Source organism: Cupriavidus sp. IDO (assembly GCF_000812465.1).
Taxonomy (GTDB): Bacteria; Pseudomonadota; Gammaproteobacteria; order Burkholderiales; family Burkholderiaceae; genus Cupriavidus.
Window position 1 is genome coordinate 41570 of the sequence record NZ_JWMA01000192.1, and the last position, 19124, is coordinate 60693.

Here is a 19124-nt window from a genome sequence, read left to right on the forward strand (position 1 = left end):
CGCGCTGTACAGGCGAGTCCGCTGAATGAATCGCCAGAAGTGAGAGGGGCTTCCAGCGCAATAATTTTGCGCCTCACCCGGGAAGGCGCGATTTTACCCGATTACCCCGTGCATCCCGCGTGTCAGCGCCGGCGACGATGAAGGCATGCGGCAGGCCAGGGGCGGCCTGCCGTAAAACGTATATCCGCTTACTTCTTGTTGTCAGGCTGGTTGAACGGGAAGGTCCCGAACATGTTCTTGGCCTGGCTTTGCATCTGTTCCTGCATCTGCACGAACAGGTTCTTGCTCTGTTCGATGTAGTTGCTCATCATCCCCTGCATCATCGGCCCCTGCATGTTCATGAACTGGGACCACATGTCGGGGCTGAAGGCCTCGCCAGCGTACAGGCCCTTTGAGTTTTCGGCCAGCTTGCTCTGGATATCGATGAAGGCCTGGATGTTCTTTTCCAGATAGGTGCCCATCATGCCTTGCATGGCGTGGCCGTAGAAACGGATGATTTGCGACAGCATGGCGCTGGAGAACATCGGCACGCCGCCGGTTTCCTCTTCCAGGATGATCTGCAACAGGATGCTGCGTGTCAGTTCGTCGCCCGACTTGGCATCGACGACTTTGAAGTCTTCGGTTTCCATCACCAGCTGCTTCACATCGGCCAGAGTAATGTAGGTGCTGGTCTGGGTGTCGTAGAGCCTGCGATTGGGATATTTCTTGATCAGTCGCTCTGCGCCTTTCTTGGTCGTGGCCATCGGTGCTCTATCCTTTTGTCATCGCTGATGTGCGCTGCTGCACCGCATGGGGTGCAGTGCGCAAACCGGTACCGCCTGCGCCATCTTCTATCGTCGTGACCCATTGCGCTTGTCGCGCGCAAGTGGCGTGCAGCCTTCGCCCCCGCGAGGGCTGCGCCTTGCACGGCTATGGTGCTGGCTGCGCCGCTGCCCTGATTCTATGCCCAACAAAGCACTAAGAAAAGCAAGGCGGGTTAAGGAAAACCCGCACGCAATAATGGTTTGCGGGCCGTCAGGCTCGCAAAATATCGGTTCAGAAATGGTTTGCCGCTGATCAGGCCGGCAGAATTCCGGCCCAAAAATGGCTTGCGGGCCATCAGGCCCGCAAATTCTCGGCGTTTCAGACTTGTGCGGCGCGCTGGCTGCACCGCAAAAAGCGGCGCCGCCAGCGTGTGCGGGCGGGGTGCCCGCGCGTCAGCCCATGTGCAGGCCGCCGTTCAGCGAGAAGTCCGCGCCGGTCGAGAAGCCGGACTCGTCCGACGCCAGCCAGGCGCAGATCGAGGCGATTTCCTCGGGCAGCCCGAGGCGCTTGACCGGGATGGTCGCGACGATCTTGTCCAGTACATCCTGGCGGATGGCCTTGACCATGTCGGTGGCGATGTAGCCGGGCGACACCGTGTTCACGGTCACGCCCTTGGTTGCCACTTCCTGCGCCAGCGCCATGGTGAAGCCGTGCAGGCCGGCCTTGGCGGTGGAGTAGTTGGTCTGGCCGAACTGGCCCTTCTGCCCGTTCACCGACGAGATGTTGACGATGCGGCCGAAACCGCGGTCGGCCATGCCGTCGATCACCTGCTTGGTGACGTTGAAGAGCGACGTCAGGTTGGTGTCGATCACGGCGTCCCAGTCCGCGCGCGTCATCTTGCGGAACACCACGTCGCGCGTGATGCCGGCGTTGTTGATCAGGACGTCGACCTCGCCAACTTCAGCCTTGACCTTGTCGAACGCGGTCTTGGTCGAGTCCCAGTCGGCCACGTTGCCCTCGGAAGCCACGAAGTCATAGCCGAGCGCTTTCTGCTGCTCGAGCCACTTCTCGCGGCGCGGCGAGTTGGGGCCGCAGCCGGCTACCACGCGATAGCCGTCCTTTGCCAGCCGCTGGCAGATCGCGGTTCCGATGCCGCCCATGCCGCCGGTCACATACGCAATGCGCTGAGTCATGTCCACTCCTTGATTGGCTCTTCGTTATCGTCGCCGGCCCGCCCGAACTACCGGGCGGGCCGGCACACCGCTTAATTGCGCTCGACTGCCAGCGCCACGCCCATGCCGCCGCCGATGCACAGCGAAGCCAGGCCCTTCTTGGCATCGCGGCGCTTCATTTCATGCAGCAGCGTCACCAGGATACGGCAGCCCGACGCGCCGATCGGATGGCCAATGGCAATCGCGCCGCCATTGACGTTGACCTTGGAGGTATCCCAGCCCATCTGCTGGTGCACGGCCAGCGCCTGCGCCGCGAAGGCCTCGTTGATCTCCATCAGGTCCAGTTCCTGCGGGGTCCAGCCGGCACGCGACAGCGCCCGCTTGGAGGCCGGCACCGGGCCCATGCCCATCACCTTCGGGTCGACGCCGGCGTTGGCGTAGCTCTTGATCGTGGCCAGCGGCGTCAGGCCCAGTTCCTTGGCCTTGGCAGCCGACATCACCACCACCGCGGCGGCGCCGTCGTTCAGGCCCGAGGCATTGGCGGCCGTGACCGTGCCGGCCTTGTCGAAGGCGGGCTTCAGGCCGGACATGCTGTCCAGCGTAGCGCCATGGCGGACAAACTCGTCCGTGGCGAACGCCACCGGATCGCCCTTGCGCTGCGGAATCAGCACCGGCACGATTTCCTCGGCAAACTTGCCGGCCTTCTGCGCGGCCTCGGCCTTGTTCTGCGAGCCCACGGCGAATTCATCCTGCGCTTCGCGCGTGATGCCGTACTCCTTGGCAACGTTCTCGGCGGTGATGCCCATGTGGTACTGGTTGTAGACGTCCCACAGGCCGTCCACGATCATGGTGTCGACCAGCTTGGCGTCGCCCATGCGGAAGCCGTCGCGCGAGCCCGGCAGCACGTGCGGTGCGGCGCTCATGTTCTCCTGGCCACCGGCCACCACGATCTCGGCGTCGCCGGCCATGATCGCATTGGCAGCCAGCATCACGGCCTTCAGGCCCGAGCCGCACACCTTGTTGATGGTCATGGCCGGAACCATGGCGGGCAGGCCGGCCTTGATGGCCGCCTGGCGGGCCGGGTTCTGGCCCGAGCCGGCGGCCAGCACCTGGCCCATGATCACTTCGCTGACCTGGTCCGGCTTCACGCCGGCGCGCTCCAGCGCGGCCTTGATAACGATGGCGCCCAGTTCCGGGGCGGGAATCTTGGCGAGCGAGCCGCCGAACTTGCCGACCGCGGTGCGGGCGGCGGAAACGATGACAACGTCAGTCATTTGAAGTCCTCTCGATAGAAACGGAAGGTCCGCGGAGCTGGCCGGCCCCAGTATCAGGCAGCCAGCCAGCTTCGCAAAAAGTCATGCCTTGGCTTTGACGTAACGCCCAGGCGCGGGTTCGATCGCGGTGTAGCGCGCGTTGCCATACTCGGCAGGCGCGGCATGTTTGGCGCCGGCCTGCTTGCCGAGCCACGCCATCCAGTCCGGCCACCAGCTGCCACGGTGCTCCTGCGCCCCGCCCAGCCAGTCGTGCGCCGATTCCGGCAGCGCATCGTTGGTCCAATAGCTGCGCTTGTTCTTGGCCGGCGGGTTGATCACGCCGGCAATGTGGCCGGAAGCCCCCAGCACGAAACGCAGCTTGTTCTTCAGGAGCGGTGTCGACGCGTAGGCCGCGGTCCACGGCACGATGTGGTCTTCGCGCGAACCGTAGATATAGGTCGGCACATCGATGCTGCCCAGATCCACAGGGGCATTGCACACGGTCAGCTTGCCCGGCACCTTCAGCTCATCCTGCAGGTAGGTGTGGCGCAGGTACCAGCAGTACCACGGCCCCGGCAGGTTGGTGGCGTCGCCGTTCCAGAACAGCAGGTCGAACGGCACCGGCGTATTGCCCTTCAGGTAGTTGTCGACGACGTAGTTCCAGACCAGGTCGTTGGGCCGCAGGAAGGAGAACGTATTGGCCAGCTCCACGCCGCGCAGCAGCCCGCAAGGTGCGCCGGCCCCGCCACCCAAAGTGGCTTCGCGCAGCTGGACGTGGGCTTCGTCGACGAAGACATCGAGGATGCCGGTGTCGGCAAAATCGAGCAGTGTGGTCAGCAGCGTCAGGCTGGCCGCGGGCTTCTCGCCGCGCGCGGCGAGCACCGCCAGCGCGGTCGAGATGATCGTGCCGCCGACACAGAAGCCGAGCACGTTGATCTTGTCCTGGCCGCTGATCTCGCGCACCACTTCGATCGCACGGATGGCCGCGTGCTCGATGAAATCGTCCCAGGTACTCTCGGCCATGCTCGCGTCAGGATTGCGCCACGACACCAGGAACACCGTGTGGCCCTGCTCCACCGCATGCCGCACCAGCGAGCTTTCGGGCTGCAGGTCGAGGATGTAGTACTTGTTGATGCACGGCGGCACCAGCAACAGTGGGCGCGCATAGACCTTGTCGGTCAGCGGCTTGTATTGCAGCAGCTGGAAGTATTCGTTCTCGTAGACCACTGCGCCTTCGGTGACCGCCACGTTGCGGCCCACCTCGAACGCGGTTTCGTCGGTCTGCGAGATCTTGCCTCGGCCCAGGTCGGCCAGCATGTTGCGCACGCCATTGCGCAGCGATTCGCCGCCGGATTCGATCAGGCGGTTCTGTGCGTCGGGATTAGTCGCGAGAAAGTTCGCCGGCGACATGGCGTCCACCCACTGCGAGATCGCAAAGCGGATGCGCTGACGGGTCTTGGCGTCGCCCTCGACGGCATCGGCCAGGGCTGTCATGGCGCGCGCATTGAGCAGGTAGAACGCCGCGGCGTAACGGTATGGCGCATTTTTGCGCCAGGCATCGCTGGCAAAGCGCCGGTCATGCACATGGCCGGCCGACTCGACGTCGCCTTCGGCAAGGCCGCGCCAAAGCTCGGCAAAGTCCTGCATGTAGCGTTGCTGGATCTCGGCCATCTGCGCCGGGTCGATCTTGACCCCGGCCAGCGCCTGGCCTGTCAGCGCCTCGAACCCCGGGAAGCCCGGGGATGCGCCATTGCCCGCGGAGGGCTGCCACTGACGGGACCACTCCAGCCATGTAGCTGGATCCAATGGCCCCGGCGGAAACTTAAACGGTTGGGACTTACCTTCCGAAGTGGAAGCTGCCGCACCTTTGCCGGTCGCCATGATGTATTCGTCTCTCTGCCGTCGCTGTTCGAGACCGGCTCCCGGGCATTGCCCTGGCCGGCACTTATGCATCTGGATGACGCTATCCAAATGACTCTGGCGACTTCAGCCCGACTACCGGACACACCAGTACAGTCAAATGCATCACTATCCAGTCATTTGGATAGCGTCCTCCCACCGGCCCGCACCGACGCTTCGGCTGGCAGCGTCATGCGGTATGCTTGCCGGCAAAAACCAAGGAATCTGCGAGGATTCCGAGACATTCGAGGCCATTGTTGCCTTGCAATGCGCGCGCTGTCAATGCGGAATACCGCCTCGCCTGCACCCACTCCAAAACCTACCCCGCGGTATGGCGCGAGGTCGCCGATGGCCAGTGCAGCACCTTATACGAGAAGGATGAAATTCTGATGTACATCGTTGCCATCGGCTGGATCTATGTGGCGCTGATGATGGCGATCACCGAAACGAACATTGTGGCCGGCGTTGCGACGTTCCTGCTCTATGGCGTCGCGCCGGTATCCATCGTGCTCTACATCATGGGAACGCCCGGGCGGCGCCAGCGGCGCAAGGCCGAGGAAGCGCGCACGGAACAGGCGGCAAAAGAGGAAGGGAAGGAAGCGGGAAAGGAAAGTAGCAAAGCGGGCGGCGCCGGCAAAGACTGAGTCGCCGCCGGCCAAGTCTGGAACACTGTCAGGCGTCGAGCCAGATCAGGCTGGCCATGCGGCCGGTCACGCCGTCACGTCGATACGAGTAGAAGCGCCGGGCATCGGCCACGGTGCAGGTATCGCCGCCATAGACGTCGGTGCAGCCGGCGCGGCCCAGCCGCGTGCGTGCCAGCGCATAGAGGTCAGCCATGTACTTGCCCGGCGCACCGGCGCGGAAGGCGGCCTCGATTGCAGGCTCCTCTCCGGGCCGGGCCTGCGCGAGGAATGCCTCGCGCACTTCGGCGCCGACCTCGAAGGCCTCCGGCCCGATTGCCGGACCCAGCCAGGCCAGCCAGCGCGCGCTGGCATTGCCTGACGCTGCCTGCATGCGCGCGAGCGTGGCTTCGACCACGCCGCCGCAAAGGCCTCGCCAGCCCGCATGCGCCGCGCCGACGACAGTCCCGGCGGTATCGCACAGCAGTACCGGCAGGCAATCGGCCGTCATCACCGCGCAAACCAGGCCCGGTGTCACCGCGAGGCTGGCATCGGCCTGCGGCACGGCTTCCCGTGGCGCCGCAATGTGGTCCACCGTGGCGACCGCGCAGCCGTGCACCTGCTCCAGCCACAGCGGCATCGCCGGCAGGCAGGCGGCAAGCCGGGCACGGTTCGTTGCCACGTCGCCCGGAACATCGCCGACATGCGTACCCAGGTTCAGGCCACCCTTGCTGCCGTCAGCCAGCCCGTACGGGCCACTGCTGACGCCGCCCTGCCGGGTGGTCGCCAGCGCGCGCACGCGGGCCGGGGCCGGCCAGTCGGGCACCAGCCACGACGGATCACGCGTCATCGTCATCCTCGTCGTCCTCGTCCCAGCCTGCCTCGCCGTCCTCGCCGCCTTCCCAGACTTCCTCCCAGGCTTCGTCCTCATGGGCCTCGGCGGCGCTTTCGAGGTCGAGTGCATCGATCAGTGCCTGCAGGTCCTCCGGCGGCTGCGCCTTCCACGAAATAGCCCTGCCGGTGACCGGGTGCACCAGGCCAAGCTTGTAGGCATGCAGCGCCTGGCGCGTGAATGGCACCGGCAGTGGCACGCGGATGGCCGGGCGCTGCCCGCGCTGCGTGGCACGGAAATAGACCGGATCGCCCACCAGCGGATGGCCGATCGATTCGAAATGCACGCGGATCTGGTGCGTGCGCCCGGTCTCGAGCTGGCACATCACCATCGACACAAAGCCGCGTCCGAGCGGCACCGTGGCAAGCGTGCGGAAATGCGTGCGCGAGGGCTTGCCGCTGTTGGTATGGACAATGGCCATGCGCGTGCGCTCGCGCGGATCGCGGCCGATGGGGGCGTCGATGGTGCCTTCTTCATAGGTGTGGCCCCAAACCAGCGCGATATAGGTCCGCTTGACGGTACGGGCCTGCAGCTGCCGCACCAGGTCGGTCTGCGCAGTCAGCGTGCGCGCCACCACCATCAGGCCCGAGGTTTCCTTGTCGAGCCGATGCACGATGCCCGCGCGCGGCAGTGCCGCGGACTCCGGGAAGCGATGGAGCAGCCCGTTGAGCACGGTACCGCTCCAGTTGCCCGCCGCCGGATGCACCACCAGCCCGGCGGGCTTGTTGATCACCAGCAGCGTGGCATCTTGGTAGACGATGTCGAGCGGCACGTCCTCCGGCGAAAATGCCTGCGATTCCGGCGCGGCCTGCGGCTTCACCTCGATCAGGTTGCCCATCTGCACGGCATCGCGCGGGCGGCGCACTTCTCCGTTTACGCGTACCGCGCCGCTTTCGATCCATTGCTGGATGCGGCTGCGCGAAAATTCGCTGAAGTGGCGGGCAAGCAATTTATCGAGACGTTCGCCGTGTGCGGCGCTGTCGACTTCGAGCGAAAGGGTGATTGCGGAGGGATCGGCGGGTGCGGCCTGAGCCTCGCCGGCAAAGTCTTGGAGTGCCTCCGATTCGGCCACGGAGGCCGCTGCGCGCACGCGTTCGGGCGGGAGCCCCCCAATGCCGGTTTCGGCCTGAGGGCTTGGGCTATAATGCTTGACGCTATTTTTCTTCATCCGGGATACGTTGCCCATGCAATTGCTGAGCATGAAACGCGCAAGCTTGCGCGCGAGATTTGGAGCGATTCTGCTCGCAGGCGGCTGCGTCATGCTGTCGGCATGCGGCCTGCTCGCAGACCAGCCCGACGAAACTGCCGGCTGGTCGGCCAACAAATTATATTCGGAAGCCAAGGATGCGCTCGATGGCGGCGACTTTACGCGCGCCGTCAAGCTGTACGAGAAGCTCGAGGGCCGCTATCCCTTTGGCCGCTACGCCCAGCAGGCGCAGATCGACACCGCCTACGCCAGCTACAAGGATGGCGAGACGGCTGCCGCGCTGGCCGCGGTGGACCGCTTCATCCAGCTCCACCCGAACCACCCGAACATCGATTACGCCTACTACCTCAAGGGCCTGATCAACTTCAACGACAACCTGGGCTGGCTTGGCCGCTTTTCCGGCCAGGACCTGAGCGAGCGCGACCCCAAGGCCGCCCGCGCCGCGTATGACTCGTTCAACACGCTGATCACCAAGTACCCGGACAGCAAGTACACGCCTGACGCCGCCGCGCGCATGCAGTACATCGTCAACTCGCTGGCGCAGCACGAAGTGCACGCCGCGCGCTACTACTACAAGCGCGGCGCCTACCTGGCCGCGGTCAACCGCGCGCAGCAGGCGCTCAAGGACTATGACGGCGCGCCGGCGAACGAGGAAGCGCTGTACATCATGATCCGCTCGTACGATTCGCTCGGCATGAAGGACCTGCGCGACGATACCGCCCGCGTGATGGAGCGCAACTATCCGAACAGCGACTTCATCAAGTACGGCGAGCGGAAGAAGGACAAGGCCTGGTGGGAAGTGTTCTGAGCCTGGCCAACACTCAGCCGCATCAATAGAAAACGGGACGTGTCGAAGAGACCGTCCCGTTTTTCCATGGCCGCAACCGCTTCCGCGGGCCTTAGTCTTCCTGGGCCCCAGCAGTGTCGGCCTGCCCCATTGCCACGCCGCTCTCCTCCACGCCGCGCAACGACTCCAGGAAGCGCACCACCGTCTGCGCCTCGCGCGTGCGGGTGAACGGCGGCAGGCTCTGCCAGATCTGGCGGCCGTAGGGCTTCTCGACCAGGCGCGTGTCGCAGATGGCCAGCACGCCGCGATCCGATTCCGAGCGGATCAACCGCCCGGCGCCCTGCTTCAGCGTGATCACGGCATGCGGCAGCTGGTGCACGGCGAACGGGCTCAGGCCCTTCTTCTGCAGTACCTCCATGCGCGCAGCCAGCACCGGGTCGTCGGGCGGCGCGAACGGCAGCTTGTCGATGATGACCAGCGACAGCGCCTCGCCGCGCACGTCCACGCCTTCCCAGAAGCTCTGGCTGCCGACCAGCACGGCGTTGCCCAGCTCACGGAAGCGGTCGAGCAGCTCGGTACGGCTGGCCTGCCCCTGCACCAGCAGCGGCAGGTTCAGCCCGCGTTCTGCAAATGCGTCATACAGCAGGTCCGAGGCACGCTGCACGGCGCGCAGCGTCGTGCACAGCAGGAACGTGCGCCCGCCCGCGGCCTCGATCAGCGGCAGCGCGGCAGCCACCACCGCATCGGTGAACTGCGGCGATTGCGGCGGCGGCATGTCGCGCGGCACGTACAGCAGCCCCTGCTTTGCGTAGTCGAACGGGCTGGGCAGCGTCAGCGAGCGGTCCTTGTCGAGGCCGAGCTGCGCCGCGTAGTGGGTGAAGTTCCCTTTTACCGACAACGTGGCCGAGGTAAAGACCCACGCACGCGGCTGCCCCTCGCGCTGGCGCGAGAAGATCGGCGCGATCGAGAGCGGCGTGCGGTGCAGCTGCACGGTATGCGAAAAAACCTCGACCCAGCGCACGGTCTCGGGCCCTGCCGGCGCGGCAACGGCATCGCCGTCGCCCGTGGGCGCCGCCGGCGCTGCCTTGCCTTCGTCGCGCCACGCGGAAAGGCGGTTCGCCAGCTCCAGCGCGCGGCGATGGCATTGCTGCAGCGACTCGGCACGCTCGGCCTGGCTCTCGAGCATCCCGACGAACTCGGACAGCGCTGCGTCCAGCGCATCCAGCGTCTCGAAGAAGGGCTCGGACATCCGCGCATCGGCCTCGATCTGGCCAAGCGCAAGGCGTACGTTGTCCTTGCTGAACGCCAGCCGCAGGTCGCGCGTGGCGCGTTCCAGGGGCGCAGCCAGCTGCACCCAGTCCACGGCATCGCGTGCATGTGAGAGGCCTTCGGCCACCGTGTCACGGGCGATTTCCAGCAGCTGGCTGGTCGACAGGGTCTCGCCGAAGAACAGCGTCGCGGTTTCCGGCAACTGGTGCGCTTCGTCGAAGATCACCGTATTGGCGGCGGGAAGCAGTTCCGCCATGCCGGTGTCGCGCAGCACCACATCGGCAAAGAACAGATGGTGGTTGACCACCACCACGTCCGCCTGCTGGGCTTCCTTGCGGGCCCGCATGACGAAGCATTCCTTGTAGTTGGGACACTCCGAGCCCAGGCAATTGTCGCGCGTCGAGGTAACCATCTGCCATACCGGCGCATTCTCGGGCACCGCGGCCAGCTCCGCCTTGTCGCCGGAAGCGGTCTCCTTGGCAAAGCGCGCAATCTCGCGCAGCCACGCCGCATCCTGGCGCGAGGCGAGCCGGCCGTTGGCCTGCGCGCGCTCCAGGTGATAGTGGCAGACGTAGTTGGCGCGCCCCTTCAGCAATGCCACCGAGATCGGCACATTCAGCGCATGGCGCACGGTTGGAATGTCGCGCAGGTACAGCTGGTCCTGCAGGTTCTTGGTGCCGGTGGACAAGATTACCTTGCCGCCCCACAGCATTGCCGGCACCAGGTAAGCGTAGGTCTTGCCGGTGCCGGTGCCGGCCTCGACGATGACGGACTGGCTCTGCTCGATCGCCCCCGCCACGGCCTCGGCCATCTGCTGTTGCGACCCGCGCGGCCGGTAGCCGGGAATGGCCTGCGCCAGCGTGCCTGTGTCGGCAAAGATGGTCGCCAGTTGCGCGGCGTGCTCCGCTGCGCTGCTGGCGGGCGATGCCGGCACAATGGCTTCGTCCGGCGCGTCGGTGGTGGCTGACGGCTCGGGCAGGTCGGTAGGATCGGACAGGTCGGACAAAGTCGGGGGGTTGCTCAGGTGCCCCGCCGCAACATGCACGGCATGCGCGGCGGGTGGATTGGGTCAGGAGGAGGATCAGGCGGGAACGTCGGGTTCGAGCTGCAGCTGCAACAGCGTGATGGCGTCCTTGAGCTTGAGCCGGCGCTTCTTCAGGCGCTTGAGCTGCAACTCGTCGTGCCCGGCGTCCATGGCCAGGCGGTCGATCAGGTAGTCCAGGTCGCGGTGCTCGATCTGCAGTTCCATGATCTGCCGCTCCAGGGTATTCAGGTTGTCGTCCATATCGTCTCCCCGCAGATGCCGGCCGTGCCGCCCGCTCAGAACCCGAAGGGGCGCGGCGCAGAAGCCCCGCCGCCCTGCTGCTGTTCCTTGGCCCTGGCGCGCCGTTCGTCCAGCTCCTTCTGGCGCTGTGCGGCTTCGCGCTGCTTGGCCTCGAACGCCTTCGCGTTCTCCTGCCGCTGCCGCGCCTGTTCGGCGCCCTTCTCCTGCGCTTCCTTCATGCGCGCATCGAAGTCCGACTGTTTCTTCTCATAGGCCTGGGCGTTGGCGGCCCGGTTGGGTGCGTCGGCCTGGCGCTGGGCGTCGCGCAGTTGCTGATCCTGCTGCTTCTTGTCGAAGGCCGCGCGGCTGGCCTTCTCGTTGGCGCTGCGCTGCGGCTGGCCGGCCTCGTACTCGGCGTTGCGCAGGGCCTGCTCGCGATCGCGCTCGGCGGCGCGATGGGCACGCTCGGCCTCGCCGACCTCCAGTTCGCGCTTGCGCAGCACCGCAAGCTCCTCGCGCTGGACTTCCTTGGCCTTGTCGATGCAGCTGTTGACGAAGAACTTGTCGTAGCAGGCACGCTCGGCCGTGGCGAAGCGGTAATTGGTCCATGCACGCGAATCTCCGATGGCCTTGCGCTCAGCCGCGAAGTCGCGCGGCGCGCCAGCGTCTGGCGCCAGGGCAGCGGCCGCCGGCACCGAAGCCTGTGCATGACTCTCGCGGACCGGAGCCAGAGCCGCCCAGGCGGCTACCAGCAGGATCGCGGCAGCCGGCAATGCGCGGCGTGCGCGCACGGCCACCCGGCCAGGACGGAGCGAGGGGAACATCGACAGGTTCGCGACAGGAGACATGGCCGGGAATGCCGCTACGGGGGCGGCCAGCAAAGTGGCCTCGACGGCGGCCGGATGGGGCTTGACGATCATGGCCGAATTCTAGCATCCGGGCCGTATTCCGCCCCGCGCTCCCGCTATCGCGCAACACCTCGCGCGAAACGTGTGCGGCACATGGCGTGATGGTTACGGGATCGTCACCGCGCTTGTGGCAAAATGCCCCGCTTTCGACTGACCGTTTGACAGATGTCCAACCTGCCCGCTTCCGTCTCGCAAAAGATTGTGTCGCTCATCGCGGCCGAACTGTCTGTCCAACCCCGCCAGGTGGCGGCGGCCGTGGGACTGCTCGACGAGGGTGCCACGGTTCCCTTTATTGCCCGCTACCGCAAGGAAGTGACCGGCAACCTGGACGACACCCAGCTGCGCAACCTGGAAGAGCGCCTGCTGTACCTGCGCGACATGGAAGACCGCCGCGCGGCCATCCTGGCGTCGATCGAGGAACAGGGCAAGCTCACGCCCGAGCTGCGTACCGCCATCGAGGGCGCCGAGACCAAGCAGGCGCTGGAAGACCTCTACCTGCCCTACAAGCCCAAGCGCCGCACCCGTGCCCAGATCGCCCGCGAATGCGGCCTGGAGCCGCTGGCCCAGGCGCTGCTGGCCGACCCCACGCTGGACCCGCAAGCTGAAGCCGCCAAGTACGTCAACGGCAATCCGACCGCCGACGGCGGCGTGCCCGACGTCAAGGCCGCGTTGGACGGCGCGCGCGACATTCTCTCCGAACAGTTCGGCGAGACCGCCGAACTGCTGGGCAAGCTGCGCGAGCACCTGTGGAACAACGGCGTGGTGGCGTCGACCGTAATGGAAGGCAAGGAAACCGCCGAGGAAGAGAAGTTCCGCGATTACTACCAGTACAGCGAAACCATCCGCACCGTGCCGTCGCACCGCGCGCTAGCGCTGTTCCGCGGCCGCAATGCGGGCGTGCTGATGGTCAAGCTGGGCCTGGGCGAGGAACAGGACGCCATGGTGCCGCACCCGTGCGAAGGCATGATCGCCCGCCACGTGGGTATCCAGAACCTGAACCGCCCGGCCGACAAGTGGCTGGGCGACGTCTGCCGCTGGTGCTGGCGCGTCAAGGTGCAGCCGCACCTGGAAACCGAACTGCTGACGCAGCTGCGCGAGACCGCCGAGAACGAAGCCATCAAGGTGTTCGGCCGCAACCTGCATGAACTGCTGCTGGCCGCGCCGGCCGGCGCCAAGTCGGTGATGGGCGTCGACCCCGGCATCCGTACCGGCTGCAAGATTGCCGTGGTGGACAGCACCGGCAAGCTGCTGGACACCGCTACCATCTATCCGCACGAGCCGCGCCGCGACTGGAACGGCTCGCTGGCCACGCTGGCAAGGCTGGCCAAGCAGCACAACGTGGCGCTGGTCTCGATCGGCAACGGCACCGCCAGCCGCGAGACCGACAAGCTGGTGCAGGACCTGATGAAGCAGATGCCCGAGCTGAAGCTGACCAAGATCGTCGTCAGCGAAGCGGGCGCCTCGGTCTACTCCGCCTCGGAGCTGGCCGCCAAGGAATTCCCGGACCTGGACGTGTCGCTGCGTGGCGCGGTGTCGATCGCGCGCCGGCTGCAGGATCCGCTGGCGGAACTGGTCAAGATCGATCCCAAGTCGATCGGCGTCGGCCAGTACCAGCACGACGTCAACCAGCGCGAGCTGGCGCGAGCGCTGGACGCGGTGGTGGAAGACTGCGTGAACGCGGTGGGCGTGGACGTCAACACCGCCTCGGCGCCGCTGCTGGCGCGCGTGTCGGGCCTGAACTCGGTGCTGGCGCGCAATATCGTCGAGTTCCGCGATGCCAACGGCGCGTTTGCCAACCGCGACATGCTCAAGAAAGTGCCGCGCCTGGGCGACAAGACGTTCGAGCAAGCTGCGGGCTTCCTGCGCATCAACGACGGCGACAATCCGCTGGATCGTTCTTCGGTCCACCCGGAAGCCTATCCCGTGGTCAAGCGCATCCTCGACCATATCAAGAAGGGCCTGCCCGATGTGATGGGCAACCGCGAGGCGCTGCGCGGCCTGTCGCCGGCGCAGTTCACCGACGAGTCCTTTGGTTTGCCGACCGTGCGCGACATCCTGTCCGAACTGGAAAAGCCGGGCCGCGACCCGCGTCCCGAGTTCAAGACGGCGACGTTCCAGGAAGGCGTGGAAGACGTGAGGGACCTGCAGCCCGGCATGGTGCTGGAAGGCGTGGTCACCAACGTTGCCGCCTTCGGTGCGTTTGTCGATATCGGCGTGCACCAGGACGGCCTGGTCCACATTTCCGCGCTGTCGACCAAGTTCGTCAAGGACGCGCACGAGGTGGTCAAGGCCGGCCAGATCGTCAAGGTCAAGGTGATGGAAGTCGACGTCAAGCGCAACCGCATCGGCCTGAGCATGCGCCTGGATGACGAGCCCGGCCAGACCTCGGCCCGTCCGGCAGGCGGCGATCGCAACGACCGCGGCCAGCGCAGCGGCGGCAAGGGCTTCAGTGGCGGCAATCGCCGCGAAGCCGAGCCGGCCGGCGCGATGGCTGCGGCGTTTGCCAAGCTCAAGCGGTAAAGCGGCAATAGCCGGAGAAAAGCCCCGCACGACACAGCCGTGCGGGGCTTTTTGCTATCCGATGCGGTACTACGCCGATGTGCCGGCAACGGCCGGCGTGCAACGCCCGATCCTCACCGACAAGCCGGGCCCGCCTCCCTCTGTCCGGTTGGCAAAAACGATTGCCAGTCCATGCAGCCGCGCCACGCGCTGCGCGATCGAAATCCCCAGCCCGTGCCCCTGCTCACGCGCACCTGCGCCGCGGAAGAAGCGATCGCCCAGGCGCGCCAGCACGTCGGGCGCGACGCCCGGCCCCTGGTCTCGGATAAGGATGCAGTCAGCCCGGAAATCCACCGTGACCATGGCCTCGGCCGGGCTGTAGCGGATGGCGTTGTCCAGCAGGTTCCTCAGCATCAGGCCCAGCAGGTTCGGATCGCCGGCAACAGCGAGCGGCGCCCCCCCTTCCGGCGGCCAGATCAGCTCCACGTCAACGTGCTTGCGTTGCGCCAGCGCCAGGCAGTCGGACAGGGCCTGCTGCGCAATATGCTGCCAGTTGGCGTCTTCGCGTGACGACAGCGCCGAGGCATCCTCGAGGCGGCTCATTGTCAGCAGCTGCGACACCAGCCGGCCAATCCGGTCGATGCCCGATTCCACGTTGGCGCGAGCCCGGGCGCGCTCGCCTTCGTCTGCCGAGCGCTGGGCAATTTCCCACTGTGCTTTCAGCGCCGCCAGCGGCGTGCGCATCTCGTGGGCGGCGTCCGCGGTCAACCGCCGCTCGTGCTCGATCGAATCCGACACACGCGCCAGCAGCAGGTTCATGGCATTGACCAGCGGCACCAGTTCGCCCGGCACCGAAGCGAGGCTCAGTGGCGCGGGATCATCCGGCAGGCGATGCTCGATCTCCGCGGACAGCGTGCGGACCGGCGCCAGCGCACGGCGCATAAACCAGATCAGCAGCCCGATCAGGACCGGCAGGCCGGCTGCCCACGGCAGAACCTGTGCGGCGATGTAGGAAAGGATCAGCTCGTTGCGCTCGCCGATCTGCTGCCCGACGCAGACACGCCACCCCGTCGCATCATCATCCAGGTAATAGAGCCGCCACGGCTTGCTGTCGATCTCGATATCGGTGAAACCCTTGGCGCCCTCTGACCTGGGCAGGATGTCGCCATCCGGATCAATGTGCATCGGCGTGCCGTCCGGCAGCCATGCGGCGATCGCCATGTCGCCCAGGCCAGCGTCGCCCTGGTCGCCCTGTTCCACCACGGGCAGCTTCGCGCGCGACGGCGCGGCCGACACGTCGACCAGCGGCACGATGGCATGCATCTGCAGCGCCATCCGGACCATGTCGGTGTCGTACAGCTCATTGATCTCATGCCGCGCCCGGATATAGGTCGTGCCGATGGTCAGTATCCACACGACCGGCGCTGCGATCAGGACGGCCAGGATCAGCCGGCGCTGCAGCGTCATACGCAGTCCTCGGCGGCGCCAAGGGTGTAGCCGGCACCGCGGAAGGTGCGGACGATCTTCGGATGGATCTTGCGGCGCAGGTGGTGGATATGCACTTCCAGCGTGTTGCTCTCCATGCCGGATTGCCAGTCATAGAGCTTGTCGCGCAGGAAATCGCGCGTCAGCAGGCGGTTCGGATGCGCCAGCAACAGCTCCAGCAGCACCGCCTCGCGGCCGGTGAGCTCCACCGGCTTGCCGTGCCAGTAGGCCTGCCGGCCAGCCGGGTGAAACTCGAGCGCGCCATGCTTCCAGACCGGCGCGGAAATGCCGGCGGCGCGGCGCGTGATGGCGCGCAGGCGTGCGGCGAGTTCGTCGAGGGCGATCGGCTTGACCAGATAGTCGTCCGCGCCCGCGTCGAGACCGCTGATGCGGCTTTCGATGGCATCGCGCGCCGTGAGCACGATGACCGGAAGCTGGCAGCCCTGCTGGCGCCAGCGCGACAGCAGGGCCATGCCATCTTCGCCCGGCAGGCCGAGATCCAGCACGACGGCGTCGTAGTGGACCACGCCGAGCGCATGTTCGGCTTCCGCGCCGGTTGCGAACCAGTCAACCGCATAACCCAGCAGCTGAAGGCCGCGCAGCAGGCCGTCGCCAAGCATGGGATCGTCTTCAACGATAAGGATTCTCATTCGATAACTTGATTAATGTGTCGTTTGTGCCACATTTTTGCTGCGCCACCGCGATAGCGCCTCGAATCTTAATGTGCCATTAAGATTTGTCGCCTATTCTCCGCCCTCGCCCTCGCCCTCGCGCGCGAGTACTCGCCCTCGCGCGCGAGTACGTACCGCAGCTTACCGCGATGGCCGCCCCGGCCGCCCTGATGTGCTGCGGCGGGCGCCCGGCCAGGGAGTGCTTCCAGCGCACTCCGATTGCTGCGATCATCCGCCATACGCCGCCGCCAGAACCCCGGCTTCCTTTTCCCGCTTCCCTGCCAACCTGCCATGCCGCAACGACACCATCGCCTAGTCGGCGAGCAAACTGTCCGCCCAGCTCACCCTGCCCGTCCGACTGGCAGCGATCGCGTTGCCGGCGTGCCCGTGGCCCTGGTGGCTGCCATCGCCGTGATGGTGCTGCTGTTCTGGTTCGGCACGCTCGGCGTGAGGCACCTGCTCGGCCCGGACGAGGGCCGCTATGGCGAAATCGCCCGCGAGATGTTCGCCAGCGGCGACTGGGTGACCATCCGCTACAACGCCCTGAAGTACTTCGAGAAGCCGCCCTTCCATATGTGGGTGACGGCATTGTCCTATACCGTCTTCGGCATCGGCGACTGGCAGACCCGGCTGTGCGTGGCGCTGTCCGGCATCATCGGCGTGCTCGCCTCGATGCTCGCGGCCCACCGCTGGTTCGGCGCCCGCGCCGCGCTGCTGACCGGCCTGGTGCTGGTGTCCGCGCCGATGTGGAACATCGCCGGGCACTTCAATACGATCGACATGACCCTCTCCGGGGTCATGGCCTGCGTGCTGGCCTTCATGCTGCTGGCCCAGCACCCCGAGGCGACTCCGGCCGCGCGCCGCAACTGGATGCTGGCCTGCTGGGTGGCGATGGGCGTGGCCGTGCTGACCAAGGGCCTGGTCGGCCTGGCGCTGCCCGGACTGGTGCTGGTGGTCTATACCCTGGTCACGCGCGACTTCGGCCTGTGGCGGCGGCTGCATCTGCTGGCCGGCGTCGCGCTGATGCTGCTAGTAACGGTGCCGTGGTTCTGGCTGGTATCGGAGCGCAATCCCGAATTCCTGCGTTTCTTCTTCATCCACGAGCACTGGCAACGCTATACCTCCACGGTGCATTCGCGCAAAGGGCCGCTGTGGTACTTCATACCGCTGCTGGTGGGCGGTTTCCTGCCATGGCTCGGCCTCTTCCCGCGCATGTGGCAGGTGGTGCGCGAGCGGGCCGGGGTGGACAACGACAACGCGGCACGCCCGTTCCAGCCAGCCATGCTGGCCGCGATCTGGGCCATCGCCATCTTTGTCTTCTTCAGCCTGTCGGGCTCCAAGCTGCCGGGCTATATCGTGCCGATCTTCCCCGCGCTGGCGATACTGGCCGGCGTGGCGCTGGAGCACATCGATGAACGCAGCTGGCGCCGCCAACTGATGGCGGGCCTCGCCATCGGCGTGATCGGCCTGCTGGCCAGCCCTGTCGTCGCCACGCTGGATTCGAACAACACGCCGAACGCGCTCTACCGTGCCTATGCGATCTGGGCCGCGGCGGCATTCGCGCTGATGGCAGGCGCCTCGCTGCTTGCGCGCTGGCTGCTGCCGCGGCGCGGGCTGCTGACGAGCATCACCGTCTATGGCCTGGGCATGTTCGTGGCGTTCCCGGTCGCGCTGATGGGACACGAAACCATCGGCCGCTCGTCTTCTGGCATCGACATGATTGCGCCGATTGCGCGTGTGCTGCGCCCCGACATGCCGCTGTATGGCGTACGCCTGCTCGACCACACGCTGCCCTTCTACCTGCACCATCCGCTGGTGATGGTCGAAGGCACGGACGAACTGGCTTTCGGTGCCGGGCAGGAGCCGCAGAAATGGCTGCCGACGACCGATGCCTTCATCGCCGCATGGCAGAACGGCCCGCACGCCGTGGCAATCATGTCGCCGCGCACCTATGACGAACTGCGCGACCGCCTGCCGATGCAGGTGATCGCGCGCGACTGGCGGCGCGTAGCAGTGGCCAACTTCCCGCTTGACGCCGCCGCCCGGGAACCCTGAGCGCCTACCCAATCTCGCGGTCATCCCGCTTTTTCCCACGCAAACGCTTAACTACATGCAAGGCAAGAAAGTCCTCATTCTTGGCGTCAACGGCTTCATCGGCCACCACCTGACGCGCCGCATTCTCGAAACCACGCCGTGGGAAGTCTATGGCATGGACATGTCGTCGGACCGCCTCGGTGACCTCGTCGACCACCCGCGCATGCACTTCTTCGAAGGTGACATCACCATCAACAAGGAGTGGATCGAGTACAACATCCGCAAGTGCGACGTGGTGCTGCCGCTAGTGGCCATCGCCACCCCCGCCACCTACGTGCGCCAGCCGCTGCGCGTGTTCGAGCTGGACTTCGAAGCCAACCTGCCGATCGTGCGCGCCGCCGTGAAGTACGGCAAGCACCT

At 66.1% G+C, this 19124-nt stretch carries 16 protein-coding genes; 5 read left to right on the forward strand and 11 right to left on the reverse strand.

Annotation, left to right across the window (positions count from 1 at the left end):
• Window positions 1–188: 188 nt before the first annotated feature.
• The 4 genes from phaR to phaC all read right to left on the reverse strand — a co-directional run bounded on the left by phaR (window position 189) and on the right by phaC (window position 5050).
• Window positions 189–743 carry a polyhydroxyalkanoate synthesis repressor PhaR gene (gene phaR / locus RM96_RS34195; RefSeq protein ID WP_039016190.1) on the reverse strand — a complete coding sequence of 185 codons (555 nt, stop codon included), beginning with the start codon at window positions 741–743 and terminating at the stop codon, window positions 189–191.
• Between the two features lie 453 nt (window positions 744–1196).
• Window positions 1197–1937, reverse strand: a complete 741-nt coding sequence (locus RM96_RS34200; RefSeq protein WP_039016191.1) for a 3-ketoacyl-ACP reductase — start codon at window positions 1935–1937, stop codon at window positions 1197–1199.
• A gap of 71 nt (window positions 1938–2008) precedes the next feature.
• A complete protein-coding gene (locus RM96_RS34205) occupies window positions 2009–3190 on the reverse strand; it encodes an acetyl-CoA C-acetyltransferase (protein ID WP_039016192.1) in 1182 nt (393 codons plus the stop codon).
• A gap of 81 nt (window positions 3191–3271) precedes the next feature.
• On the reverse strand, window positions 3272–5050 hold the full coding sequence (gene phaC / locus RM96_RS34210) for a class I poly(R)-hydroxyalkanoic acid synthase (RefSeq protein ID WP_039016193.1): 1779 nt from the start codon (window positions 5048–5050) through the stop codon (window positions 3272–3274).
• 407 nt (window positions 5051–5457) lie between these two features.
• Here phaC and RM96_RS34215 point away from each other — a divergent pair, with 407 nt between their 5' ends.
• A complete protein-coding gene (locus RM96_RS34215) occupies window positions 5458–5712 on the forward strand; it encodes a hypothetical protein (RefSeq protein WP_039016210.1) in 255 nt (84 codons plus the stop codon).
• A gap of 28 nt (window positions 5713–5740) precedes the next feature.
• Here the strand turns inward: RM96_RS34215 and pgeF are convergent, their stop codons facing one another.
• Together pgeF and RM96_RS34225 are read right to left on the reverse strand one after the other, a co-directional pair.
• Window positions 5741–6544, reverse strand: a complete 804-nt coding sequence (gene pgeF / locus RM96_RS34220; protein WP_039016194.1) for a peptidoglycan editing factor PgeF — start codon at window positions 6542–6544, stop codon at window positions 5741–5743.
• Window positions 6528–7748 carry an RluA family pseudouridine synthase gene (locus RM96_RS34225; protein ID WP_039016211.1) on the reverse strand — a complete coding sequence of 407 codons (1221 nt, stop codon included), beginning with the start codon at window positions 7746–7748 and terminating at the stop codon, window positions 6528–6530. Before RM96_RS34225 ends, pgeF begins: the two co-directional genes overlap by 17 nt.
• A 16-nt stretch (window positions 7749–7764) precedes the next feature.
• Between RM96_RS34225 and RM96_RS34230 the strand changes: the two genes are divergently transcribed.
• On the forward strand, window positions 7765–8595 hold the full coding sequence (locus RM96_RS34230; protein ID WP_082016838.1) for an outer membrane protein assembly factor BamD: 831 nt from the start codon (window positions 7765–7767) through the stop codon (window positions 8593–8595).
• A gap of 91 nt (window positions 8596–8686) precedes the next feature.
• Here the strand turns inward: RM96_RS34230 and RM96_RS34235 are convergent, their stop codons facing one another.
• The 3 genes from RM96_RS34235 to RM96_RS34245 all read right to left on the reverse strand — a co-directional run bounded on the left by RM96_RS34235 (window position 8687) and on the right by RM96_RS34245 (window position 12027).
• The gene (locus tag RM96_RS34235; RefSeq protein WP_152624269.1) at window positions 8687–10840 is read right to left on the reverse strand and encodes an ATP-dependent DNA helicase; all 2154 of its coding nucleotides are present in this window, start codon (window positions 10838–10840) and stop codon (window positions 8687–8689) included.
• Window positions 10841–10924: 84 nt separating this feature from the next.
• A complete protein-coding gene (locus tag RM96_RS34240) occupies window positions 10925–11128 on the reverse strand; it encodes a DUF465 domain-containing protein (protein ID WP_039016196.1) in 204 nt (67 codons plus the stop codon).
• A 35-nt stretch (window positions 11129–11163) separates the two neighbouring features.
• Window positions 11164–12027, reverse strand: coding sequence for a hypothetical protein (locus RM96_RS34245; RefSeq protein WP_039016197.1), 864 nt, complete (start codon window positions 12025–12027; stop codon window positions 11164–11166).
• Window positions 12028–12180: 153 nt separating this feature from the next.
• On the opposite strand from RM96_RS34245, the gene RM96_RS34250 reads away from it, so the two are divergent.
• Window positions 12181–14535, forward strand: a complete 2355-nt coding sequence (locus RM96_RS34250; protein ID WP_039016198.1) for a Tex family protein — start codon at window positions 12181–12183, stop codon at window positions 14533–14535.
• Window positions 14536–14604: 69 nt separating this feature from the next.
• Here the strand turns inward: RM96_RS34250 and RM96_RS34255 are convergent, their stop codons facing one another.
• Together RM96_RS34255 and RM96_RS34260 are read right to left on the reverse strand one after the other, a co-directional pair.
• Complete coding sequence (locus RM96_RS34255; protein WP_039016199.1) at window positions 14605–15981, reverse strand: ATP-binding protein; 1377 nt, start codon at window positions 15979–15981, stop codon at window positions 14605–14607.
• The gene (locus tag RM96_RS34260) at window positions 15978–16649 is read right to left on the reverse strand and encodes a response regulator (protein WP_039016200.1); all 672 of its coding nucleotides are present in this window, start codon (window positions 16647–16649) and stop codon (window positions 15978–15980) included. The genes RM96_RS34255 and RM96_RS34260 overlap by 4 nt, the downstream gene beginning before the upstream one ends.
• A gap of 312 nt (window positions 16650–16961) precedes the next feature.
• Between RM96_RS34260 and RM96_RS34265 the strand changes: the two genes are divergently transcribed.
• Together RM96_RS34265 and RM96_RS34270 are read left to right on the forward strand one after the other, a co-directional pair.
• Window positions 16962–18725 (forward strand): glycosyltransferase family 39 protein, encoded by a 1764-nt coding sequence (locus RM96_RS34265; RefSeq protein ID WP_039016201.1) that lies wholly within the window; start codon window positions 16962–16964, stop codon window positions 18723–18725.
• 55 nt (window positions 18726–18780) lie between these two features.
• Window positions 18781–19124: NAD-dependent epimerase/dehydratase family protein (locus RM96_RS34270; protein WP_039016202.1), on the forward strand; the 344-nt coding region annotated here is incomplete at its 3' end.